This is a genomic window from Escherichia sp. E1130 (genome assembly GCF_005781065.1).
GTDB lineage: Bacteria > Pseudomonadota > Gammaproteobacteria > Enterobacterales > Enterobacteriaceae > Escherichia.
The window spans coordinates 93429-118053 of record NZ_VATL01000005.1; the positions used below are offsets into that span (position 1 = coordinate 93429).

A 24625-nucleotide genomic window follows, 5' to 3' on the forward strand; every position below is an offset into this window, starting at 1 on the left:
TCCTCACTGATAGTCTATATCAAAGTACAACAGTGCATTCGCCTGCCCCGCATGTACGTTTTGCTGAGTTGACTTATAGCGGAGTTTAAAGGCCAAACTGGCATCGCCATTATTATCTAAAACTAATTCCCGGAAGCCTGACTCACCATTAATTGCTATAATTTTATCATTGCTATCTAAAATTTCGACGCCCACTCCAGTTGCGCTATCTGCACTGGAAGTAAGGCGTAATAAAGTGGTATTGATAGCATCTGTATCCCCGCTAAACCGCACATTAGCACTAACTCCTGAACTATAAACAGTGCTGGTTGTCGTTGGACACCCTTCCAGATTTATTGTAAATGTACGGCTACCAGAAACATCTCCCACATTTAAAAAATCATTGACGTCATAAGTTCCCATGTTTACTGGCTGGTCTTTACTTCCAGCTGTAATATCACACGTTTTTGCTAATAACTGGCCTGTAAATGTGACCACTACGGTATCGTTAGCCAGTGCATTATATGAAACCACCATCATGGATAATGAAGTGAAAATTAATAAAATAAATTTCTGTAATATATTCATCAGCGGCACTCCAGATTTGCATAGCTAATAGCATTATCTAGCTCACTTTCCGGTAATTGATAGCTTGCCTGACATTGCTGATAAGAACTTTCTCCCCACTGTATATTTATTATGCCTTGCAAAGGCAAACCGGAGAGATAAACCTGCCCACTGTCACCCACTATTCCTGTAATCTGAGTGGTTCCCTCAGTGGGTACACTGGCCGTCGCACCAAATGGAACTGGTTTATTACGATAGCTCAAATTAAATAAAGCACGAATACCGACATGGGCATTAAACTCAGCGCGAACTAAAGCGCCTTTACTGGGTATCACTTCCATGCTAGTGGCATCTAATTCTGTATGCATGTTCATAGACATAGGGTCTAAAGAGATATTATTACGCCGATATTCCGTGGCATAAGGTACGACAGCATAGCCACGCCAGTCTGTCTTAACCCCCGTTCCGCGTTCCACATTTACATTGTTTGCCCCAGGTGCTTTTATCAGTATATTTTTTTCACCTAACGGCTGGCTTAGCGTGATACCATTTTCGTGAACAACCAAGGCGCCACTTAAACCATAGTTGAATTGCTGGTTACCATTATTATCGTAGCTGTATCCGGAATTTAGTGAACCATAAGTACCGCGGTAATTTAAACCTACCGAGCCATTTCCGGTATTATTCTGATTGGCAAAATTTTGTTGAATATTATAGTTGAGATTATGTTGTTCCAGCAGTGAGCCAGATACTCCAGCATACTGATTCACATGACCGCTATTATCCTGACTGTAACCATAGGTCGCTGTCATAGAATTTGTCGCAGTGCGCCCATCGACTGCTGGTGATAACCAATTGCTGATCGGCAATGATATATTGACGGATAAGATTCTGTCCGCATCTGAACCTGGTGATTTGCTGTAATTATAAGCAATGTTTAAATAAACCCCATGCACACTCGTATTATAGCCAGCCTGGTATAAGGTATCTTTATTATTCGTATTCCAGTAAGTTTGTTGACTCGCTGCCAAATACATAGAGCCATATTCGCCCAATGGTTGTGATATATTTGCCTGAAATTTTCCTTTTTTGTTATAACGTAAATTATAAAAATCATTCCAGTTATAAACATAGTCTTTTTCATTAAGGGTATCTGGATCGATAACCGTACCCGACATTTGTTTGTATGTGGTATCACTCAACGAATAAAATCCCTCCGTCGAGTAGCGATAACCAATAATCTGAAAAGCTGTACCTGTTTGCACTAACGATTTTGAATATAGAAAACGGTACGATTGCCCTTGATGTTTACTGCCATCAGCAAGTGTGCTATTGGCTTGCGTCAAATCAAATGAGGTCGCACCAAACATACCAAGGTTGAACCCAAGCCCGAGTGCTATTGCCCGATAATTATCAGAGTATTGTATCCCTCCATAGGCGGTAATATCCCAGGGTAACCCCCAAATCAAATCGCCTTGAAAGATATTCGGATTATTTTGATTATAGCTATTACTACGATATTTACCGGCAGTTGCGGAATATTTAATATGTCCTTCGCGTTGAAGGATGGGTACAGCGGCGTAAGGAATAGTATAGACAGTTTCGGAATTATCAGACTCTTTGATCGTAACTTCCAAATCCCCTGCGGAAGACGTAGGGTTCAGATCGTTGATTTCAAAAGGTCCGGGAGGAGTATATGTCTGATAAATAACATAGCCATTTTGTTTAATCGTTACCTGAGCATTACTTTTAGCAATACCGCGCACAGTGGGGGCAAAACCACTTTGGCTATCTGGTAGCATGTTTTCATCGGATTCAAGTTTAGCACCACGAATACTCACGCTGTCGAAAATATCCGATGAAGACCAGGTATCACCTAGTGTTAACTCACTTTTAAAAGGAATAATTACTCGTTGTAACGTACTACTCACATGTGCAATTTTACCCGATGAATTAGCTGAACGACTCCATGTAGAATAATCACGAAAACGCCACGCCCCTAAATTTAAACCTGAACGAAGATTTAAATAATAACTATCAGACGCATAGTCTCCACGATCGCTGTTACCAGAAAAGTCATAATTAATAAGAACTGCCGGGATACCATTATCCCATTCCTCAGGTGGGATATAACCACGTGCTTCATGCTTTAATATTGCCTGCGGGAAGGTCAGTTTGAGTCGTTGCGCATCCAGTTCAGGAGTATATTGAACTTCAGCAAACCATATGCGTAAATCGAGACAATGATTTCCCTCTGCTTGCGCCTGCTCCGGCAATGCACTTTTGTTAATTCCTAAAGTAACTAACTCATCGAGCGAAAAACAGGGAATCAACTGATTCTGCTCATCAGCTTTGAAAGTAACCTTACGTGATGTCAAAGGCGAATCATTGACCCATATTTCAACCTCATAGCTACCTGGCAGATACGTCATCCCTTTCTCAAAACGAGATAAATCAGCAACAGCTTCTGTATCACCCGACAAAAAGGCAGGATTAAAGCGCATACCCGCCACTGAACACGTAGGCAAAAGTGTCAGGAGAAGCGGTATACACAGCCTCATCTGCTTTTTCCTTGCCATCCAGTGTTCGAGTTTTCTGAGCTTTAGGTTCATATCCCTGACCTGAGTTGCTTTAACGTTTTAATCTTCCAGGTTTATTGCATCGTTCCCTTTTGCCTGGCCGTTGTGGCACCGTAATCATTGATAGTTTGATAAGTAATTTCGCCCGCTAACGTCACCGGAGAAGAAACTGTGATGTCACTTTTCGGGGGAACAAACGCATTGGGTAATTTTGCCCCTTGCATCCTGATTCCTGTCACCGTCAGGTAATAGGGAGAAGGATTAATGATTCTCAGCTGTTTACCTTCGTATTTAAATCGCAGCATATCCCGTGCTTTACCAGCCTGAATGGGTAAATTAGTCGGACGGTAAAATAATTTAATTCTGTTTTGTAACGCCAGTTGTAACGTGTTTTTCTGAGTATTCTTCTCATCCGTCGGCGGAATCGCTTTCACATTCATCCAGAATAATGTCTCTCGATCAGTCGGTAACTGCGATTTGCCAATAAACATTATCCTCAATGATGCCTCTTTTCGGGTTGGCAACATAAATAAAGGAGGCGTAACCACAAAATCCTGACTTTTTTTACTGCTTTGATTGTCATCAATCCATGACTGGATTAAATAGCTGGTGTTAGCCCCACCATTCTGTACACTTAACGTAATCTGCTGACTGTCAGATGGATAAACCAGACGCGTAGAACCAAGACCGAAACCACCCGCAGCCATAGCGTTGACAGATATGGCGGACAGCAAAAATAGAGCCGCTGCCCTTATGGCATATTGAGTCTTCAGCAAAGAATTTATATTTCTATTGGCTAAACATTTATTTTTTGAAATCCATCTCATACTGCATCCTTGTAGATGAAATTAATTGTAATTGCTGATACGTGTCTATTTATTATAAATAAACACGTAATATTAATTTCAGGCTACAATTAACTGTAACCTGAAATTATCTTGCTGTAATTATTCGTACAGCACAACGAAACTTGCCGTAGCTTTCACCAGACCTGGTGCAACGGTACTACCGTTCTGCGCATAGCCCGCAGTAAATGCCGCAGTATAATCATGTTTGGCTGCATCGCCAGGAATCACGTAAGCTGCCGAAGAACTACTCCCCTGAGGAGTTTGTGTATTCAGTTTAATCAGACCATCAGCTGTAGTGTTTTTAGAATAAATACGAATCCCTACACCTGTTGCACCTGCTTCGCCAGTACTATCAGCATCAGCGGCCCCTTCAACTTCATTGGCAAGCGTCTGGTTGGCACTGTCTGCTACGCCAGTAAAACGAAATTCAATGTTTTGACTGTCTGTATTGCTGCAGTCGGTCAGTTTAATGTTGAAGTCAGTCTGGTTACTGGCACCCGTTGCTTCGGTATCAATGCCCGTGAAAGCGTTAGAAGGTACGACTGGCAGTACCACTTCAATCTGTTTCGATTCTGTAGCAACCTTACACGTCGCTTTAACCACACGACCAGTAAAGCGGATGTTTCCGCCCATCGCATCGGTGTTGCTATCCATATCGGTGAGTTTTGGATAATCAACGGTGCTCCAGTCTGTATCCGCACCACCAAATTGTGATGCATCGCCTGGCGCAGCAGTTACCGCAGTTGACATCAGCATACCTGATGCGAGTAAAACTACGGATAAATTAGATAGATTGAATTTCATTTATACCTTTCCTTTTGTTAAAAAATCCAAGCAATATTGGCGATTATTTTTACATTCAGCTTTAACAAATCACATTATTTAAATGAATAAAGCTGGTGTGGTTAATCCCAGAAAAATTAAGAGATAGAATGGCTGGAAAATATTATATGAGCTGCTTGGTAATGTAACTAAAAGAATCAATGCTCGCAATAATTGACTTTATATAAAAATACAGTCATTTGAAAACAAAGGAGTTTATTTTAGAAAGAAGAACTGAGGAGTGAGTAAATATATAAACACGACAAATGATTTATTATTTATTTATAATGTTCGTTATATGGAACATTCCCTGATGAGGTACCTTATTAATAAATAACAAATATTAATTATATATTGATAGCATATGTAAATTTTCATGATATTTTGTTTATCTGATATAAAAATGCCGTGTGCCCATTAACGGTAGCTTTAAGGGAACACACGGCAGTTATCACTTTACGAACTTACAATCTCACTGGATCAATATGCCAGATATGATCGGCGTACTCTTTTATCGTACGGTCTGAAGAGAAGTAGCCCATATTGGCGATGTTCAGCATCGCTTTTGCAGTCCACTCTTCCTGACGCTCGTAGAGTTCGTCGACTTTATCCTGACAATCGACATAGCTGCGATAATCCGCCAGCACCTGATAGTGGTCGCCAAAGTTGATCAGCGAATCAACCAGATCGCGGTAACGGCCTGGGTCTTCAGGGCTGAACACGCCGCTGCCGATTTGCGTCAGCACCTGATGCAGCTCTTCATCTTTCTCGTAGTATTCACGCGGTTTGTAACCCTGACGACGCAGTTCTTCCACCTCTTCCGCAGTGTTACCAAAGATAAAGATATTGTCATCACCGACATGATCCAGCATCTCGACGTTCGCGCCGTCCAGCGTACCGATAGTCAGCGCGCCGTTAAGAGCAAACTTCATGTTACTGGTGCCGGAGGCTTCCGTCCCCGCCAGTGAAATCTGTTCAGACAGATCGGCCGCCGGAATGATCAACTGCGCCAGACTAACGCTGTAGTTCGGAATAAACACCACTTTCAGCTTGTCGCCAATCTGCGGATCGTTGTTGATCACTTTAGCAACATCGTTGATCAAATGGATAATGTGCTTCGCCATGTAATAAGCCGAAGCGGCCTTGCCGCCAAAAATATTCACGCGCGGCACCCAATTAGCATCCGGATCGGCCTTGATACGGTTATAACGAGTGATAACGTGCAACACATTCATCAATTGACGTTTGTATTCGTGAATACGTTTGATCTGCACATCAAACAGCGCCTTCGGATTCACCACCACATTCAACTGCTGGGCGATGTACTCGGCCAGACGTTTTTTGTTATCCAGCTTCGCCTGATGCACCGCATGGTTGACCATCGGGAAATCACAGTGCTGTTGCAGCTCGCTCAGCTGGCTAAGGTCGGTGCGCCAGTTACGGCCCAGGTGTTCGTCCAGCACGGCTGAAAGCGATGGGTTTGCTACCGCCAGCCAGCGACGCGGCGTCACACCGTTGGTAACGTTGGTGAAACGACCCGGGAAGATTTTCGCAAAATCAGCAAACAGTGACTGCACCATCAGGTTAGAGTGCAACTCCGAAACACCGTTGACTTTATGACTCACGACAACCGCCAGCCAGGCCATCCGCACACGACGCCCGTTGGATTCATCAATGATTGACGCCCGTCCCAGCAGGTCAGTGTCGTTCGGATACTGCTCTTGCAAGGTTTTCAGGAAATAGTCATTAATTTCAAAGATTATCTGCAAGTGACGCGGCAGAATTTTACCCAGCATATCTACCGGCCAGGTTTCCAGCGCCTCGCTCATCAGCGTGTGGTTGGTGTAAGAGAAGACCTCGCAACACACTTCAAAAGCGTCATCCCAGCTGAATTTATGCTCGTCAATCAGCAGACGCATCAATTCAGGAATCGACAGCACCGGATGGGTGTCATTGAGATGAATCGCGATTTTATCTGCCAGATTATCGTAGGTTTTATGCAGCTGATAATGGCGGCTTAAAATGTCCTGAATGGTCGAGGAAACCAGGAAGTATTCCTGACGCAGACGCAGTTCACGCCCGGAATAAGTGGAGTCGTCCGGGTACAGTACGCGAGATACGTTCTCGGAGTGGTTTTTGTCTTCCACCGCCGCGAAGTAGTCACCCTGATTGAATTTACCCAGGTTAATTTCGCTACTGGCTTGTGCGCTCCATAAACGCAGGGTATTAGTTGCGTCAGTGTCATAGCCGGGGATTATCTGGTCATAAGCAACGGCCAGAATTTCTTCAGTTTCAATCCAGCGAGTTTTCTTGCCTTCTTGCTGAATACGTCCGCCAAAACGCACTTTGTAGCGCGTATTGTGTCGTTTAAATTCCCACGGGTTGCCGTATTCCAGCCAGTAGTCCGGTGACTCTTTCTGGCTGCCGTTAACGATGTTCTGCTTGAACATGCCGTAGTCGTAACGAATACCGTAGCCGCGACCTGGTAACCCTAAAGTCGCCAGAGAATCCAGGAAGCAGGCCGCCAGACGCCCCAGACCGCCGTTACCGAGGCCAGGGTCATTTTCCTCATCAATCAACTCTTCGAGATTCAATCCCATCGACTCCAGCGCTCCCTGGACATCGTCATAAATACCTAACGACAGCATGGCGTTGGAGAGAGTACGACCGATCAAAAACTCCATCGACAGATAGTAAACCTGACGAGTTTCTTGCGACAGCTGGGCACGATTCGAGCGTAACCAGCGCTCCACGAGACGATCGCGCACAGCAAATAACGTTGCGTTCAGCCATTCATGTTTATTGGCAACGACAGGATCCTTGCCAATCGTAAACATCAGTTTATAAGCGATAGAGTGCTTAAGAGCTTCTACGCTAAGCGTGGGCGATGAATATGTAAACGGAGCATTCATATAGGCGTTTCCTGAAAACTATTTCAAGCGATAGTAAAGCTCACGGTACGACTTCGCCGCGACCTGCCAGCTAAAATCCATTGCCATAGCCTGACGTTGCACAAACCGCCACAATGAAGGGCGGGACCATAGAACAAAAGCGCGTCGAATAGCCCGTAACAACGACCAGGCATTACTATCTTCAAAGACAAACCCACTGGCGACGCCATCTGCAAGGTTCTCAAGAGAACAGTCAGAAACCGTATCAGCAAGCCCACCGGTACGCCGCACTAACGGCAGCGTGCCGTACTTCAATCCATAAAGTTGCGTTAAGCCGCACGGTTCAAAACGACTGGGCACCAGAATGACGTCCGCGCCGCCCATAATGCGATGCGAAAATGCTTCGTGATAACCAATCTGTACACCAACCTGACCGGGGTGTTCCGCTGCTGCAGCAAGGAAACCTTCCTGCAATACCGGATCGCCCGCGCCGAGCAGCGCCAGTTGTCCGCCCTGTTCCAGAAGGCCCGGTAAGGCTTCTAACACCAGATCCAGGCCTTTCTGGCTGGTCAGACGGCTCACCACTGCAAAAAGCGGCACTTTATCGTCAACCTTAAGCCCCATTGCGATTTGCAACTGGCGCTTATTCTCCGCTTTATCCTCCAATGAATCGCGGGTGTAACGCGAGGCTAAAAGTAAGTCCGTCTCTGGACTCCAGATTTTCTCGTCCACGCCGTTCAGTACGCCGGAAAGTCGCCCTTCACGATGACGCTGCTGAAGTAAACCTTCCATACCGTAGGCAAACTGTGGTTCAGTAATCTCGCGAGCGTAGGTCGGACTAACCGCTGTAATATGGTCAGCGTAATACAGTCCGGCTTTCAGGAAAGAGATTTGCCCGTTGAACTCCAGCCCGTGAACATTAAAGAATGACCATGGCAATTGGATGTCATTCATGTGATGTGCATAAAACATGCCTTGATAGGCCAGATTGTGCACAGTAAACACCGACTTCGCCGGACGCCCGCGTGCCGCCAGATACGCAGGCGCAAGGCCGGCATGCCAGTCGTGCGCGTGCACCACATCAGGGCGCCAGAATGGGTCCAGCCCACTGGCCATTTCTGCCCCGACCCACCCCAACAGCGCAAAACGCAACACGTTGTCAGTGTAGGCAAATAAGTTGGTATCGTGATACGGGCTTCCGGGACGATTGTAGAGATGCGGCGCGTCAATCAGGTAAATACCAACCCCGTTGTAATGTCCGAACAGCAGCGTGATATGCCCGGCAAAGGTATCACGACGAGATACCACCTGCGCATCGGTCACGCCACGGCGAATATCGGGAAATGCAGGCAACAGTACGCGAGCGTCAACGCCGTCTGCGATTTGTGCTGCGGGTAATGCCCCAATAACATCAGCCAGACCGCCGGTTTTAAGCAGCGGGAACATCTCTGAACATACATGTAAAACCTGCATTATCGCTCCTGTTTATACCCTAACTTCCGTAGCATTTCGCGCGTAACCAGCACGATGCCTTCTTCTGAACGATAGAAACGACGTGCATCTTCCTCTGCATCCTCACCAATCACCATGCCTTCCGGAATGACACACGCGCGGTCAATGACACAGCGGCGCAGACGGCACGAGCGACCTACCCATACTTCCGGTAACAATACGGCGGAATCAATGTTGCAGAATGAATTAACACGAACGCGCGAGAACAGAACGGACTGCACCACCACTGAACCAGAGATTACACAACCGCCGGAAACCAGTGAGTTAAGGGTCATCCCATGGCTACCGGAGCGATCCTGAACGAATTTCGCTGGTGGCAATGATTCATTGTAGGTGCGAATTGGCCAGTTGCGATCGTACATATCCAGTTCCGGCACCACAGAGGCCAGATCAAGGTTCGCTTTCCAGTAAGCTTCCAGCGTTCCCACATCGCGCCAGTACGGCTCGGCGTCTGGGTCAGACTGTACGCAAGATAGAGGGAATGGATGCGCATAAGCCAGGCCTGCTTCGGTGATTTTTGGAATCAAATCTTTACCAAAGTCGTGGCTGGAATTTTCATCACGATCGTCTTCTTCCAGCAATTCATATAGATAGTCGGCGTCAAAGACGTAGATACCCATACTCGCCAGAGATTTGCTCGGATCGTTTGGCATTGATGGCGGGTTAGCAGGTTTTTCAACAAATTCGATAATTTTATCGTTTTCATCGACTGCCATAACGCCAAATGCAGAGGCTTCTTCAATCGGTACTGGCATACAAGCAACAGTACAACGCGCACCTTTTTCGACGTGGTCGATAAGCATTCGCGAGTAGTCTTGCTTGTAGATGTGGTCACCAGCCAGGATCACCACATACTCCGCTTTATAGCGGCGGATGATATCGAGGTTTTGAGTGACCGCGTCTGCGGTACCGCGATACCAGTTTTCCCCTTTCATTCTCTGCTGCGCGGGCAGCAGGTCGACAAACTCGTTCATTTCTTCATTGAAGAACGACCAGCCGCGCTGAATATGCTGCACCAGGGTGTGAGACTGGTACTGGGTGATCACGCCCATACGACGGATCCCAGAGTTGATGCAGTTGGACAGCGCAAAGTCGATAATGCGGAACTTACCGCCGAAGTGTACGGCAGGCTTTGCTCTCTTATTGGTTAAATCCTTCAGGCGGGTACCACGTCCTCCCGCCAGTATCAGGGCAACAGATTTCAATGGCAGCTGGCGCGCCAACATTAAGTGATCGTTCTTCTCTAAACTAACCATGACTAACTCCTTTTTTATCATCTCTGGAACACACACAATCCGTGTGCAGGTCCCGGCCAGACAGCCGTAATCACTGGGTTATCCTCTCCAGCGAATGGGGGAATGGCGTGCCACTCCCCAGCAGGTAAAACAATCTCTGTTACCTCAAGCGTGGCGTTTATTGCGATCAAAAAACGATCCGAAAGCAAAATTTGCAGCTGCTTTGGCCCGTTTTGCCACTCATCCGAGCTTAAAGGTTGAGCATATCGATTCAGCCAACGGACATTGCCATCGCCTTCTTCCCACCAGCGATCCTCTACCAAAGCAGGAATGCGCTTGCGCAAATGGATTAACGCGGCGGTAAACGCCGTTAACCCACTGTTTGCCTGCGACCAGTCCAACCACGTTAGTTGGTTATCCTGACAGTAGGCATTGTTATTGCCATGCTGGCTGTGACCATGTTCATCACCTGCCAGTAACATCGGCGTACCCTGGGAGAGCAACAACGTCGTTAACAGGGCGTGAATGCTGTCGCGCCGCCGTTCAATCAAATCAAGAGTACCGCCTAACCCTTCTTTACCATGATTGTTACTGTAATTGTTGTTGGTCCCGTCGCGATTTTCCTCTCCATTTGCTTCATTGTGTTTATGGTTGAAACAAACGCAGTCGCGAAGCGTAAAACCGTCATGCGCAGTAACGAGATTAATCGCAGCGCTCGGCAGACGGCCATTACGTTTAAAAACATCGCTGGAGGCGGCAAAACGCCCGGCAAACTCACCCAGCGACAAGTTATAGTGCAGCCAGAAACGGCGTGCGGCGTCGCGGAAATGATCATTCCACTCGGCAAACAGCGGTGGGAAATTGCCCACCTGATAACCACCTGGCGCGATATCCCACGGTTCGGCAATCAACTTCACTTGCGAAAGCACTGGGCAATTCTGGATAGCCGTAAACAGCGGCGCATCCTGACGAAACTCCGGTGTTCGCCCCATGACTGCTGCGAGATCGAAGCGGAAACCATCAACGTGGCAGGTTTCCACCCAGTAGCGTAGACAGGCGCTGGCGTACTCCACTACCGCCGGATGGCTCAGATTGAGCGTATTACCACAGCCGGTCCAGTTGTGATAATCGCCGTCTTCTCTTATCCAATAATAGCTACGGTTGTCGATCCCGCGCAGTGAGAATACCGGGCCGTCCAGGTCCAGTTCCGCACTGTGGTTGAGTACGATGTCGAGAATAACTTCAATACCCGCCTTGTGCAGGGCTTTCACTGCGTCGCGGAATTCGTCCAACGCCGTTTCGGGCGAGCTGGCATATGCCGGATGCAGCGCAAACAGCGCCACCGGATTGTAGCCCCAGTAGTTACTTAGCCCCATACGTTGCAGGCGCGGTTCACTGGCAAACTGCGCCACTGGCAACAGTTCCAGTGCGGTAATACCCAACCGTTTTAAATAGTTGATCATCACCGGATGGCCGAGCGCTTTATAGGTGCCGCGGATCTCAACCGGGATCTCCGGATGCAGATAGGTTAATCCTTTGACATGGGCTTCATAAATGATGGTGCTGCCCCACGGCGTGCGCGGCGGGGCATCATCCTCCCAGTCATAGTGATCGACCACCACCACGCATTTCGGCGCAATGGCGGCGTTGTCACGATAATCAGGTTCATTATGGCCTGCATGCAGCAGCGGGTTATCTTTAAACTCACCCTCAATTTGCCGCGCGCAAGGATCAATCAACAACTTCGCCGGGTTAAAGCGATGCCCCACGGCAGGTTGCCAGGGGCCATGTACGCGATACCCATAGTGCAAACCCGGGCGAGCATCCGGCAAGTAACCGTGCCAGACATCGCCGCTGCGTCCTGGCAAGTCATACCGGTGTTCTATGCCCTGAGCGTCAAACACACACAGCTCTACCCGCTCGGCATGAGCGGAAAAGAGCGTGAAGTTGACGCCCTGGCCATCATAGTGCGCGCCAAGGGGAGCAGGTTTGCCAATGGCGAGTTGTGTCATTCTCCCTCCCGCACCAGCCAGATAGTGGCCAGCGGTGGTAGAGTAAGGCTCAATGAATGCTGACGACCGTGGCTGGCGATCTCATCGCTATGTACCGCGCCGCCATTGCCAGCATTGCTGCCGTGGTAGTGCATGGAATCGGTGTTGAGAATCTCACGCCACTTACCTGGCTGATTAATGCCAAAGCGATAATCATGGCGCGGCACCGGCGTAAAGTTGCTGGCAACGATAATTTCGTTACCCTCTTTATCGCGACGCACAAAGATCAGCACCGAGCGCTCATGGTCATCCACCACCAGCCATTCAAAGCCGTAGGCGTCGAAATCCAGCTCGTGCAGAGCTTTGTGGTGACGATAAGTATGGTTCAGATCGCGTACCAGTCGCTGGACACCGTGATGCCAGTTGTCGCCACCTTCCAGCAGATGCCAGTCGAGGCTGGCATCGTGGTTCCACTCACGCCCTTGGGCAAATTCGTTACCCATGAACAACAGTTTCTTGCCCGGGAACGCCCACATCCAGGCATAGTAGGCTCGCAGATTGGCAAACTTCTGCCATGCATCGCCAGGCATCCTGTCGAGAATCGATTTTTTGCCGTGCACCACTTCGTCGTGCGACAGCGGCAGGACGAAGTTTTCAGTGTAGTTGTAGAGCATCCCGAAGGTGAGTTTATTGTGGTGGTATTGACGATAAACCGGGTCGAGCTTCATGTAATCCAGAGTGTCGTGCATCCAGCCGAGGTTCCACTTGTACCAGAAGCCCAGACCACCAATATCCTGCGGGCGGGAAACGTTCGGGAAGTCGGTAGACTCCTCCGCCATCGTCACTGCACCAGGAACTTGTTCACCGATAATACGGTTGGTATTGCGAAGGAATTCAATCGCTTCCAGATTCTCGCGTCCACCATACTCGTTCGGGATCCACTCGCCTTCTTTACGGCTGTAATCACGATAAATCATCGAAGCAACCGCATCGACGCGCAGCGCATCGATACCAAAACGCTCGATCCAGTACAGCGCATTACCAACAAGGAAATTGCTGACCTCACGGCGGCCATAGTTGTAAATCAGGGTGTTCCAGTCCTGATGGTAGCCTTCACGCGGATCGCTGTGTTCATACAGATTTGTGCCGTCAAATTCGGCAAGTGCAAAGTCATCTGTCGGGAAGTGACCCGGCACCCAGTCGAGAATCACGTTCAAACCTGCTGCGTGGGCGGCATCAATGAAATAGCGGAAATCATCGCGAGTGCCAAAACGGCGAGTTGGCGCATACAAACCTGTCGGCTGATAGCCCCAACTGCCATCGAATGGATGTTCGTTAATTGGCAGCAGTTCGAGGTGGGTAAAGCCCATCCATTTAGCGTAAGGCACCAACTGATCGGCAAGTTCGCGATAGCTTAACCAGAAGTTGTTGTCTGCATGACGACGCCATGACCCCAGGTGAACTTCATAGATAGAAATTGGCGCATCAAACTGATTCGCTTTTTTGCGCTCTTCGGTCTGCACGACCTTTTCAGGCAGTCCGCAAATAAGGGAAGCGGTTTCCGGGCGCATCTGCGCTTCGAAGGCATAAGGATCAGACTTCAAACGCAGATTGCCATTGGCATCAATCATTTCGTATTTATAGAGCTGACCGTTATGCGCGCCAGGGATAAACAGTTCCCAAATGCCGCTCTCTTTACGCAGGCGCATCGGGTGACGACGACCATCCCAGTAGTTGAATTGCCCAACAACCGAGACACGGCGGGCATTTGGCGCCCAGACAGAAAAACGCGTGCCGGTAACGCCATCCATAGTATCTGCGTGCGCACCTAAGGTTTCATATGGGCGCAGGTGGGTACCTTCAGATAACAACCAGGCGTCCATTTCCTGGATTAAAGGGCCAAAACGGTAAGGATCATCAATCAGATTCTGCTGGCCATGCCAGACAACCGCCAACTGATAGCGGAAAAAATTTTTACGCCGAGGAACGACGCCGCTGAAGAATCCACGAGAGTCGAGACACTCCAGTTTAGCGACTTTGCGTCCAGTTTTTGGTTCAATTACCCACACATCGGTGGCGTCAGGTAAAAGGGCACGGACTTCCAGTCCCGCTGTGGTTTTATGCATTCCAAGTACGGAAAAAGGATCCGCAAAATGACCTGCAATTAGCGCGTTAATCACGTCTCTATCGATACGATCGGACATGCTTGTCTTCCTGTTTTATTGTGTCACCCCATCCAACTAATTTTTGACATCTGGTTGTGACATTTTTTTGACCTGAACGGCGCAGCACTCTGTGCATCCTCTCTACGCCGTCCTCACTTCAGGTAAGGCATTGAATACGTATGTATCCCGCCACCCTTAAAGAATAGCCAATGCTCTACTTAACTCCCGGTAAATCATGAAACATCTGCGCTTACTCCTGTACTACGCACTAAAAGGGGCAGCATTACGCCCCAAATTTAATGAATAAACATTACGCCAGTTGACGAAGCATCCGGCGTAGCGGCTCCGCGGCCCCCCACAGCAGCTGGTCGCCCACGGTAAAGGCTGACAGGAACTCAGGTCCCATATTCAGCTTACGCAAACGGCCTACCGGCGTGGTCAGCGTACCGGTGACGGCAGCTGGGGTTAGCTCACGCATAGTGATTTCGCGATCGTTTGGAACCACTTTTGCCCACGGGTTATGGGCCGCCAACAGTTCTTCCACGGTCGGAATAGACACATCTTTTTTCAATTTGATGGTGAATGCCTGGCTGTGGCAGCGCAACGCCCCGACACGCACACACAAACCATCTACCGGAATAACGGAAGATGTGTTGAGAATCTTGTTGGTTTCTGCCTGCCCTTTCCATTCTTCGCGGCTCTGACCGTTATCAAGCTGTTTGTCGATCCACGGAATCAGGCTACCCGCCAGCGGCACGCCAAAGTTATCCACTGACAACTCGCCGCTGCGGGTTAAAGTCGTGACTTTGCGTTCAATATCGAGAATAGCAGAGGACGGTGTCGCGAGTTCATCCGCCACATGGCCATACAGTTGGCCCATCTGGGTTAACAACTCACGCATATGTCGCGCACCACCGCCGGAAGCCGCCTGGTAGGTTGCAACGGAAACCCAATCTACAAGATCATTGGCGAATAAACCGCCCAACGACATCAACATCAGGCTTACGGTACAGTTACCGCCAACAAAAGTCCTGATGCCTTTATTTAATCCATCAGTAATGACGTCCTGATTGACTGGGTCAAGAATGATGATGGCGTCATCTTTCATGCGCAGAGACGATGCTGCGTCAATCCAGTAACCTTGCCATCCGCTCTCACGGAGCTTTGGATAGATTTCGTTGGTATAATCGCCGCCCTGACAGGTTACGATGATATCGAGAGCCTTCAGCGCCTCCAGATCAAAGGCATCCTGAAGTGTGCCAGAAGCACCGCCGAAGGAAGGCGCAGCCTGACCAGACTGTGAAGTCGAAAAGAAGACAGGGCGAATGGCGTCGAAGTCGCGCTCTTCAACCATGCGTTGCATGAGAACGGAGCCGACCATACCGCGCCAGCCGATAAAACCAACATTTTTCATAAGCGTTTTTTCCTGCAAAGATGTGTGCTGTATATATGTGCCGGTGTCCTCATGGCACATCTTTCACCATACAAAAAGCAGCCAAAGTCGCAAGTGAAATTAATCAATGATAGCGAAGCCATCAGTAATGCGACTTATCCTGCTTTCGTAGCACGCAGAAAGTCCACGGCAATTATCAGGGAACTTGAGTTATGAATGAAATCATTTCTGCAGCAGTTTTATTGATCTTGATTATGGATCCGCTCGGAAACCTACCTATTTTTATGTCCGTACTGAAACATACAGAACCGAAAAAACGTCGGGCAATCATGGTGCGAGAGTTGCTTATTGCTCTCATGGTGATGCTGGTGTTCCTGTTTGCGGGTGAGAAAATTCTGGCATTTCTTAGCCTGCGGGCAGAAACCGTCTCCATTTCTGGCGGCATCATTCTCTTTCTGATCGCCATTAAGATGATTTTCCCCAGTGCTTCAGGCAATAGCAGTGGGCTTCCGGCAGGTGAAGAGCCGTTTATTGTGCCGCTGGCAATCCCATTAGTAGCAGGGCCGACTATCCTCGCCACATTAATGTTGCTGTCTCACCAATACCCGAATCAGATGGGGCATCTGGTAATTGCGCTGCTGCTGGCCTGGGGCGGCACCTTTGTTATCCTGCTACAGTCATCGCTATTTTTACGTCTGCTGGGCGAGAAAGGAGTGAATGCGCTGGAACGCCTGATGGGATTGATTCTGGTGATGATGGCAACCCAGATGTTCCTCGACGGCATTCGGATGTGGATGAAGGGGTGACGAGAGGCATTACCAGGAAGGAGCCCGGTAGTGTAAGACCTACCGGGCAAACAGACTTAACTCAACAACTGGAACGCAATCATCCCGACGATGGCACCAACAGTGCCGAGGATGGTTTCCATCATGGTCCAGGTTTTCAGCGTTTCGGCTTCGGTCGCACCGGTAAATTTACCGAACAACCAGAAACCAGCGTCGTTAACGTGGCTGACGACAATCGAACCACCAGCGATACAAATCGACAGTGCCGCCATTTGCGCACCGGAGTAGTTCAGTTGTTCAATAACCGGCATCACCAGCCCCACCGCCGTTAAACAGGCAACGGTGGCAGACCCCTGAATGATGCGCACTGCAGCTGCCAGCACGAAGCAGGTGATGGCAATCGGCAGGCCCATGCCGGTTAACGCTTCGCCCAGCGCCGGACCTACGCCAGAGTCAACCAGCACCTGTTTGAACACGCCGCCCGCACCAATCACCAGCAGAATGATCCCCGCCGGTTGCAGCGCGTGACCGCAAATCTCCATCACTTTATCTTTTGGCATGCCCTGACGCATTGCCAGGCCATAAATTGCTACCAGACAAGCAACCAGAATCGCAGTAAACGGATGACCGATAAACTCAAACCATTCGTAAGCAGTGGATCCTTCTGGTACAAAACGCGCAGCAATGGTTTTAAGACCTACCAGCACCAGCGGCAGCAGGATCAGCGACAGGCTGAATCCAAAAGACGGCATTTTGCCTTCGCCGAGATGCGGTTCGCTGATGTCGTCAGGAATATGCAGCTCAACGTAACGGCTGATGAAATTGCCCCACAGCGGCCCGGCAATAATCATTCCCGGAATTGCCGCACACAGGCCAATCAGGATCATCCAGCCAAAGTCGGCGTTCATCTGCGATGCCAGCAGCATCGGCGCTGGTCCAGGCACCAGAAATGCCGCTGCTGCCGCCACGCCTGCGAATAATGGGATTACCAGTTTCACCAGATTCGTACCGGTGTGGCGCGCCATCGAGAAGGCAACGCTAATCAGCAGAACAATCGCCACTTCAAAGAACAGCGGTAGCGCGCAGACCAGCCCCGCAAGGCCGATGGCATAATGCGCGCGGCTGTGACCGAAGGATTTGAGCATTTTGACGGCAATCTGATCGACTGCGCCGGTTTCATGTAAGATCTTGCCAAACATGGCTCCCAGGGCGACAACCACCGCCAGGAAGCCGAGGGTGCCTCCCATCCCTTTTTCCATCGTCGCTGCGATTTTATCGAGCGGCATACCGGAAAAAAGGCCAGCCCCCATGGACACCACCATTAAAGCCAGGAAAGCGTGCATACGCGCCTTCATGACTAAAAACAGCAGCAGTAAAACAGACCCTACTGCTGTTAAAACAAGCGTTAATGTAGTCACTACTTATTTGCCTTTTTTAATAACCTCAATGGTGCTTGCCACAACACCTTCCAGCGGTTGATCGATATCCACCACCAGTACATCGGTTTCGTCCGCACCCGGCTCCTGCAGCGTTTCAAACTGCGTCACCAGCATTTGGGTTTTAAAGAAATGGCCTTTGCGCGCTTTCAGGCGGCTTTCAATCACATCAAAATCGCCTTTCAGGTAGATGAAAGAGAGATTCGGATTACCTTCACGCAGCAAGTCGCGATAGTGTTTTTTCAGTGCAGAGCAGACGATCAGCGACACTTTATTGGTACGCTGCATGGCAAACGCGGCGTCGTTCAGCGCCTGCAACCACGGTTTGCGATCGTCGTCGTTCAGCGGTTCACCAGACGCCATTTTTTCGATATTGCAGCGCGGATGGAGGAAATCGCCATCAAGAAACGCGGCATGAAGTTGATGCGCCACTTCACTGGCGACCGCAGATTTGCCGCTGCCTGAGACGCCCATCAGAACGTAAATGTGGTGATCATGGTTAGTCGTGCTCAAAGTGGTGCCCCCACAGTACAAGAATTAAAAATGTTACGGGTAACTGTTATCGGTAACATTGTCCGGTCGGACAAAATCAGAAGCAATATCCATCCGTGCCTTAAGTGTATAAGTGTGAGCTACTTCAAATTTGTAGGCTTAAATAGATCCACCCGGTGACAAGGTGAAACCTAAATCTAACATTTTCGGCGTCACCGCTTCGCCACGAATACGCGCCAGCAGGCGTTCAGCGCCAATGCTGCCCATCCGCTCACGCGGCGTCAGCACACTTGCCAGCCGTGGCTCCATCACCTGGCCAATGTCATGACCGTGGAAACCGGCAATCGCCATATCGTCAGGAACTTTCAACCCCAGACGCTGACATTCAAACGCCGCGCCGACCGCCAGGTCATCGTTCGTACAGAACACGCCATCCAACTGCGGATATTCCCGCCGCGCCTGACGAATCAGTTCAATACCGGAAGAGTAAGAAGAAGATTGTTCAACCATCACGCTATATGGCACCAGGCCTGCATCCAGCATCGCCTGCTCATATCCCTTCTGTTTGATGATAGTACGTTCGTCGAGACGTGCGCCGAGATAAGCAATGTGTCGATGCCCGCGAGCAATAATAGCGGCAGTCATCTGGCGTGCCGCTTCAAAGTTATTAAAACCGACAGCGATATCGAGGCACGGCGACTGGCTGTCCATCAGCTCCACCACCGGAATACCCGCCACTTCAATCATCTTTAAGGTGCGTGGCGTGTGGGTGCGTTCAGTAAGGATCAGGCCATCGATATTCCAGGAGAGCATCGATTCAAGGCGTTCTTGCTCCATTTCCGGCTTATAACCGTAGTGCGCCAGCATCGTCTGATAACCGTGCGCGTCGGTGACGCTTTCGATTCCGCGTAATACTTCCGCAAAAACCTGGTTGGTGAGAGAAGGTAACAGGACGCCAATCGCCCGGCTGGTGGCGTTAGAGAGGATATCGGGCGCGCGATTGGGAATATAGCCCAGTTCATCAAGAGCGGCGGCAATCTTGCCGCGTAGAGCGACGGAAACCTGCTCCGGGTTACGCAAAAAACGGCTGACCGTCATTTTGGTCACGCCTACACGGTCAGCCACATTCTGAAGTACGGGTCTTTTCTTTTTCATCGTCCTGAAAGGTACAAAAGGGATAGATTCCTTTAGTTTACCACGGACGCATCACAACCTTCCTGATTCCTCAGGAAGGTTTGTGAGATAAATTTAGACTGGCGGTAAATCGAACAGCAGGATTTCACTGTCGCTATCAGCGTGGACGGAAATCGCCTGCTCATCCCAAATCGCCAGACCATCGCTGGTCGAGGCTTTTACGCCGTTAATAGTGACATTACCTTTCACCACCTGGATCCAGACGCGGCGTTCAGCGGAAATCTGATGTATCGACTGCTCATCTTTTACCAGCGCCCAGCGGTACAGTTCCATATCCTGATACACTTTCAGCGAACCGTCACGCGCATCCGGCGAGAGCACCAGCTGTTTGCCCTGCACGGCATCGAAGCGACGCTGTTCATAACGCGGCGTAATACCGTTTTCTTCTGGCATGATCCAGATCTGATACAGGTGCAGACGCTCGGTGCTGCTTGGGTTGTACTCTGAGTGACGAATACCCGTACCCGCACTCATAATCTGGAACTCGCCCGCCGGAACCTGTTCTTTATTGCCCATGCTGTCCTGATGCTCAACAGTACCTTCCAGCACGTAGGTCAAAATTTCCATATCTTTATGCGGGTGAGTGCCGAAGCCCTGCCCTGCTTCAATCACGTCGTCGTTAATCACGCGCAGCGCGGAGAAGCCCATAAAGTTCGGATCGTAATAATTGGCAAAAGAGAAAGTATGCCAGGAGTCCAGCCAGCCATGATTAGCATGACCGCGTTCATTTGCTTTGCGTAAGTAGATCATTTGTATTCGCCCCCTGAATGATTTCGATGGGCTTAGTGTGGACCCGATCTGCCTGGGATGATAGAGGGTGAAAATTGACCCCTCTGTTCAAAAAAATTGAACTATTCGAGGAGCCATCAAACTTACTTCACGAGAGTCACTGTGGAGGGAGAGGCTTGTTCAAAACCGCGTTCAAGGATTTCCAGATTGGTAAGAACTTCAGATTCCTTGACGTAATTTGGCGCACCGTTGGTGATGGTTTGGTACAACGCATCATACACACGTCCATAGTCGCCCATCTCCGGCTTCATCTCTTCTCTGACCGTCACGCCCTCGTCATTGACATACTCCAGCACACCGACCGAATCATCCGCCGCAAATCCAGGTTCGCCCGGCATAATATTAGCCTTCAGGCTGGTTTCCTGCTGGTCGATGCCGTATTTAATAAATGTACCTTTCTTACCGTGAACGATAAATTTCGGATAATCGATTTTCACCAGATGACTGGTTTTAACGATCGCTTTCAGGTCGCCATAAAACAGCTGCGCTTCAAATGTGTCGTCAGGATTGGCTTTATTACGCAGGCTGCGGATGTCATAAGCGACGTGATCCGGGCGACCAAACAGCGAGATAACCTGGTCCAGGGTATGCACACCAAGCCCATAGAATGCGCCATCCTGCGGCAGTCCAGGTTTGGTTTCTGCCACCGGGCGGTAATAGTCAAAATGGCTTTCCACTTCGACAATCTCTCCCAGCTTGCCGCTTTCAATCGCTTTTTTCGCCGTCAGGAAGCAGGAATCAAAACGACGATTCTGATACGGCGTGACGGTCAGCCCTTTACTTTTCGCCAGCGCAAACAGCTCTTTCGCCTGCGCAAGCGTCGGGGTGAACGGTTTTTCGACCAGTACATTTTTCCCGGCTTCCAGCGCGCGCTCCGCGTACTCGAAGTGGCTGTCCGCGTGGGTGCAGACGACAACCAGCTTAACATCGGGATCGTTTAATACTTCGTCGAGATCGCTGGTGAAATGAATATGGGAATAAATGGGGGCCTGTTCTTCCGGCTTCGCATGACGGCGAAAAATATGCGCGACATGCCAGCTATCCTTGCGGTTAAGTACATACGGCAGATGGTAACGGGTGGTGCTTTTGCCGAAGCCAATAAAGGCACAGTTGATGACCATGATTTCGTCCTTTTTAAGGTGGTTATTTACACCTTAGCGCAAAGCGGACGCGGTTCCTATGCCTGGGCTTCAGTACGTCAGATTGTTGGCAAAGTGCACTTTGATCATGCCGGATGCGGCGTGAACGCCTTACCTACACAAAATGGCATCGGTTTGTAGGCCTGATAAGCGTAGCGCATCAGGCAATTTTGCATTTGTCTCAACACGAGGAACACTTCACGTGGACAAAATGGCAAACAAACCAGTACGAAAGCAAAAAAAAAGCCAGCACCCGGCTGGCTAAGTAATACTGGAAGCAATGTGAGCAATGTCGTGCTTTCAGGTTCTCCGCGAGGGTCTTCCTGATCGCGAGACAATAATAATCATTCTCATTCGCACTTGTCCAACACTTTTTGCAAAAAAATGCATTTGACTCGTATTTGAAAGTCAATGATGTTGAAAGGGACATTTACCCGAAAGAGGACAGAGGAATGAGTGAGATAGTAATACGCCACGCAGAAACGCGCGATTATGAGGCCATTCGGCATATCCACGCCCAGCCGGAGGTGTATTACAACACACTACAAGTGCCTCATCCTTCAGAACATATGTGGCTGGAACGACTCGCCGATCGCCCCAGCATCAAGCAACTTGTCGCCTGTATTGATGGAACTGTAGTCGGTCATCTCACCATTGATGTACAGCAACGCCCGCGCCGCAGTCATGTTGCCGATTTTGGTATCTGTGTCGACGCCCGCTGGAAGAATCGCGGCGTCGCCAGCGCCCTGATGCGAGAGATGATTGAAATGTGCGACAACTGGTTGCGGGTAGATCGTATTGAACTAACGGTGTTCGTCGATAACGCGCCAGCAATTAAGGTCTATAAAAAATTCGGCTTTGAGATTGAAGGGACCGGCAAGAAGTACGCATTGCGTAATGGTGAATATGTTGATGCGTATTATATGGCGCGGGTGAAATAGAGAATTTGTAATCTAAGTTTGTCATTTAAGCCCTCACCTACCAGGAGAGGGCTTAAGATATTAGTACCCTGCTGTTAAATCATCCACCGAGCGCGGGTCGGATGCGCCGTACAACTCACCGTCAGGCCCAACCATAATGCTTTGTGTACTGCCCATCGCCTCTTTCAGCGCCACTTTCTGACCTTTTGCTTCCAGCAGCTTGATCGTATCCGGGCTAAACCCCTTCTCGACACGCAGCTCGTCCGGCAACCACTGATGGTGGAAACGCGGCGCATTGGTCGCTTCGGCGACGTTCATCCCATAATCGATGCTATTTACCACCATTTGCAGCACAGTGGTGATAATCCGGCTACCGCCAGGGCTACCAGTCACCAGCCAGGTTTTACCGTCTTTCACCACAATAGTCGGCGACATCGACGACAGCGGACGTTTGTTCGGCCCGACGGCGTTGGCATCACCACCCACCAGCCCGTAAACGTTCGGCACGCCCGGTTTGGCGGAGAAATCATCCATCTGGTTATTGAGCAAAATACCGCTCTCACCCGCGACAATGCCCGTACCGAAGGTGGTGTTCAGCGTATAGGTCACCGCCACCGCGTTACCGTCTTTATCCACTACAGAGTAATGGGTAGTTTGATTACTCTCATAAGGCGCAAGCTTGCCAGGACGAATTTCGCTGGATGGCTTCGCTTTATTGCTATCGATTTGCTCGGCAATGGATTTGGCATAGGCTTTATTGGTCAGCGCCTGCCACGGTACTTTGACAAAATCCGGGTCGCCAAGATATTCCGAGCGGTCGGCGTAGGCGTATTTCTCGGCCTCTGCCATGATTTGCATCGCATCGGCGCTGCCAAAGCCGTATTTCTTCATATCGAAGTTTTCCAGAATATTGAGGATCTGCACGATATGAATCCCGCCGGAAGATGGCGGTGGCATGGAGTAAACCTGATACCCGCGATAATCGCCGCTAATCGGTGTGCGTTCTACTGCTTTATACGCGGCTAAATCTTCTTTCGTAATCAAGCCACCGTTTTTCTGCATCTCCTGAGCGATCTGCTCCGCTATCGTGCCTTTATAGAATTCATCCGGGCCGTTTTCGGCAATCATCTCCAGGCTCTTTGCCAGGTTCGCCTGCACCAGCTTGTCGCCCTTTTTCAGCGGTTCGCCCTCTTTCCAGAAGATAGCTTTGCTGTTTTCGTGATTCGGCAGCACTTCGCTCCCGTAGGTTTTGAGATCGTCGGCCAAAGCGTCGTTAATGATAAAACCATCGCGTGCCAGTTTAAACGCCGGTTGCACCACTTTGTTCAACGGCATGGTGCCGTATTTATCCAACGCCAACGAGAAACCTGCTACCGTACCGGGCGTGCCGGAAGCCAGATGCGAAGTGAGTGATTTTTTGCTGTCCGGGTTGCCCTGATCATCAAGGAACATATCGCGGGTCGCTTTGTCGGGCGCCATTTCGCGGAAATCGATAGCCGTGGTATTGCCATTTTTCGAGCGGATTAACATAAAACCACCGCCGCCCAGATTCCCTGCCTGCGGATGCGTTACCGCCAGCGCGTAGCCCACCGCCACGGCGGCATCAACGGCATTCCCGCCCTCCTTGAGGATATCCACCCCCACCTGAGTGGCAGTAGCATCTACAGACGCCACCATCCCCTGCTTTGCGCGTACCGGATGGAAGACATCTTCCTCCACACCATAAGAAACAGGTGGCGCGGCTGCCGCACTAAAACAACATCCTGAAAGCAAAGCTGCAATCGCCGCCCGGCGTAAAAACGTCGGTTTTATCATCGTTATTCTCCAGTTATGTGTGGGGCAACCCCAGCTAAGCCTGGTATATAACTCTGAATTAATCATCGTTTTG

Annotated in this window: 18 protein-coding genes; 2 read left to right on the top strand and 16 right to left on the bottom strand. The window is 49.6% G+C overall.

The annotated features are described in order from the left end of the window. Positions 1–3: 3 nt before the first annotated feature. The 10 genes from FEK66_RS06180 to asd all read right to left on the bottom strand — a co-directional run bounded on the left by FEK66_RS06180 (position 4) and on the right by asd (position 16003). Positions 4–567, bottom strand: coding sequence for a fimbrial protein (locus FEK66_RS06180; protein WP_130209029.1), 564 nt, complete (start codon positions 565–567; stop codon positions 4–6). Then, complete coding sequence (locus tag FEK66_RS06185; RefSeq protein WP_167854255.1) at positions 567–3158, bottom strand: fimbrial biogenesis usher protein; 2592 nt, start codon at positions 3156–3158, stop codon at positions 567–569. Before FEK66_RS06185 ends, FEK66_RS06180 begins: the two co-directional genes overlap by 1 nt. A 41-nt stretch (positions 3159–3199) precedes the next feature. Then, on the bottom strand, positions 3200–3952 hold the full coding sequence (locus FEK66_RS06190; protein WP_130209031.1) for a fimbria/pilus periplasmic chaperone: 753 nt from the start codon (positions 3950–3952) through the stop codon (positions 3200–3202). A 120-nt stretch (positions 3953–4072) separates the two neighbouring features. Next, on the bottom strand, positions 4073–4777 hold the full coding sequence (locus FEK66_RS06195; protein WP_130209033.1) for a fimbrial protein: 705 nt from the start codon (positions 4775–4777) through the stop codon (positions 4073–4075). A 482-nt stretch (positions 4778–5259) separates the two neighbouring features. Continuing rightward, complete coding sequence (gene glgP, locus FEK66_RS06200; protein ID WP_130209035.1) at positions 5260–7707, bottom strand: glycogen phosphorylase; 2448 nt, start codon at positions 7705–7707, stop codon at positions 5260–5262. Positions 7708–7725: 18 nt separating this feature from the next. Then, complete coding sequence (gene glgA, locus FEK66_RS06205) at positions 7726–9159, bottom strand: glycogen synthase GlgA (protein WP_130209037.1); 1434 nt, start codon at positions 9157–9159, stop codon at positions 7726–7728. Continuing rightward, on the bottom strand, positions 9159–10454 hold the full coding sequence (gene glgC / locus FEK66_RS06210) for a glucose-1-phosphate adenylyltransferase (protein ID WP_130217714.1): 1296 nt from the start codon (positions 10452–10454) through the stop codon (positions 9159–9161). Before glgC ends, glgA begins: the two co-directional genes overlap by 1 nt. Before the next feature lie 17 nt (positions 10455–10471). After that, entirely contained in the window at positions 10472–12445 is a 1974-nt protein-coding gene (gene glgX, locus FEK66_RS06215; protein ID WP_135495244.1) for a glycogen debranching protein GlgX, read from the bottom strand. Next, positions 12442–14628, bottom strand: a complete 2187-nt coding sequence (glgB, locus tag FEK66_RS06220) for a 1,4-alpha-glucan branching enzyme (RefSeq protein ID WP_130209043.1) — start codon at positions 14626–14628, stop codon at positions 12442–12444. Before glgB ends, glgX begins: the two co-directional genes overlap by 4 nt. Before the next feature lie 271 nt (positions 14629–14899). Beyond that, positions 14900–16003: an aspartate-semialdehyde dehydrogenase gene (asd, locus tag FEK66_RS06225; protein ID WP_064527660.1), complete on the bottom strand. Its 1104-nt coding sequence runs from the start codon at positions 16001–16003 to the stop codon at positions 14900–14902. 191 nt (positions 16004–16194) lie between these two features. Here asd and yhgN point away from each other — a divergent pair, with 191 nt between their 5' ends. Continuing rightward, on the top strand, positions 16195–16788 hold the full coding sequence (gene yhgN, locus FEK66_RS06230) for an NAAT family transporter YhgN (protein ID WP_138211424.1): 594 nt from the start codon (positions 16195–16197) through the stop codon (positions 16786–16788). 56 nt (positions 16789–16844) lie between these two features. Here the strand turns inward: yhgN and gntU are convergent, their stop codons facing one another. From gntU to FEK66_RS06255, 5 genes are all read right to left on the bottom strand, one after another. Then, positions 16845–18185, bottom strand: a complete 1341-nt coding sequence (gene gntU, locus FEK66_RS06235) for a gluconate transporter (RefSeq protein ID WP_000210111.1) — start codon at positions 18183–18185, stop codon at positions 16845–16847. Positions 18186–18188: 3 nt separating this feature from the next. Continuing rightward, positions 18189–18716, bottom strand: coding sequence for a gluconokinase (gntK, locus tag FEK66_RS06240; RefSeq protein ID WP_000108320.1), 528 nt, complete (start codon positions 18714–18716; stop codon positions 18189–18191). A gap of 138 nt (positions 18717–18854) precedes the next feature. Beyond that, complete coding sequence (gene gntR / locus FEK66_RS06245) at positions 18855–19850, bottom strand: gluconate operon transcriptional repressor GntR (RefSeq protein ID WP_138211425.1); 996 nt, start codon at positions 19848–19850, stop codon at positions 18855–18857. A gap of 93 nt (positions 19851–19943) precedes the next feature. Continuing rightward, complete coding sequence (gene yhhW, locus FEK66_RS06250) at positions 19944–20639, bottom strand: quercetin 2,3-dioxygenase (RefSeq protein ID WP_135495245.1); 696 nt, start codon at positions 20637–20639, stop codon at positions 19944–19946. Between the two features lie 122 nt (positions 20640–20761). After that, positions 20762–21799: an oxidoreductase gene (locus tag FEK66_RS06255; RefSeq protein WP_135408133.1), complete on the bottom strand. Its 1038-nt coding sequence runs from the start codon at positions 21797–21799 to the stop codon at positions 20762–20764. A gap of 470 nt (positions 21800–22269) precedes the next feature. Here FEK66_RS06255 and yhhY point away from each other — a divergent pair, with 470 nt between their 5' ends. After that, entirely contained in the window at positions 22270–22758 is a 489-nt protein-coding gene (gene yhhY, locus FEK66_RS06265; RefSeq protein ID WP_130217728.1) for an N-acetyltransferase, read from the top strand. A 60-nt stretch (positions 22759–22818) separates the two neighbouring features. Here yhhY and ggt read toward each other — a convergent pair whose 3' ends face one another. Continuing rightward, entirely contained in the window at positions 22819–24552 is a 1734-nt protein-coding gene (gene ggt / locus FEK66_RS06270; RefSeq protein WP_135495246.1) for a gamma-glutamyltransferase, read from the bottom strand. Positions 24553–24625: the final 73 nt, after the last annotated feature.

Coding starts and splice junctions, on each gene's coding strand:
- FEK66_RS06180 (WP_130209029.1), bottom strand. CDS start 567: ATGAATATATTACAGAAATTTATTTTATTAATTTTCACTTCATTATCC.
- FEK66_RS06185 (WP_167854255.1), bottom strand. CDS start 3,158: ATGAACCTAAAGCTCAGAAAACTCGAACACTGGATGGCAAGGAAAAAG.
- FEK66_RS06190 (WP_130209031.1), bottom strand. CDS start 3,952: ATGAGATGGATTTCAAAAAATAAATGTTTAGCCAATAGAAATATAAAT.
- FEK66_RS06195 (WP_130209033.1), bottom strand. CDS start 4,777: ATGAAATTCAATCTATCTAATTTATCCGTAGTTTTACTCGCATCAGGT.
- glgP (WP_130209035.1), bottom strand. CDS start 7,707: ATGAATGCTCCGTTTACATATTCATCGCCCACGCTTAGCGTAGAAGCT.
- glgA (WP_130209037.1), bottom strand. CDS start 9,159: ATGCAGGTTTTACATGTATGTTCAGAGATGTTCCCGCTGCTTAAAACC.
- glgC (WP_130217714.1), bottom strand. CDS start 10,454: ATGGTTAGTTTAGAGAAGAACGATCACTTAATGTTGGCGCGCCAGCTG.
- glgX (WP_135495244.1), bottom strand. CDS start 12,445: ATGACACAACTCGCCATTGGCAAACCTGCTCCCCTTGGCGCGCACTAT.
- glgB (WP_130209043.1), bottom strand. CDS start 14,628: ATGTCCGATCGTATCGATAGAGACGTGATTAACGCGCTAATTGCAGGT.
- asd (WP_064527660.1), bottom strand. CDS start 16,003: ATGAAAAATGTTGGTTTTATCGGCTGGCGCGGTATGGTCGGCTCCGTT.
- yhgN (WP_138211424.1), top strand. CDS start 16,195: ATGAATGAAATCATTTCTGCAGCAGTTTTATTGATCTTGATTATGGAT.
- gntR (WP_138211425.1), bottom strand. CDS start 19,850: ATGAAAAAGAAAAGACCCGTACTTCAGAATGTGGCTGACCGTGTAGGC.
- yhhW (WP_135495245.1), bottom strand. CDS start 20,639: ATGATCTACTTACGCAAAGCAAATGAACGCGGTCATGCTAATCATGGC.
- FEK66_RS06255 (WP_135408133.1), bottom strand. CDS start 21,799: ATGGTCATCAACTGTGCCTTTATTGGCTTCGGCAAAAGCACCACCCGT.
- yhhY (WP_130217728.1), top strand. CDS start 22,270: ATGAGTGAGATAGTAATACGCCACGCAGAAACGCGCGATTATGAGGCC.
- ggt (WP_135495246.1), bottom strand. CDS start 24,552: ATGATAAAACCGACGTTTTTACGCCGGGCGGCGATTGCAGCTTTGCTT.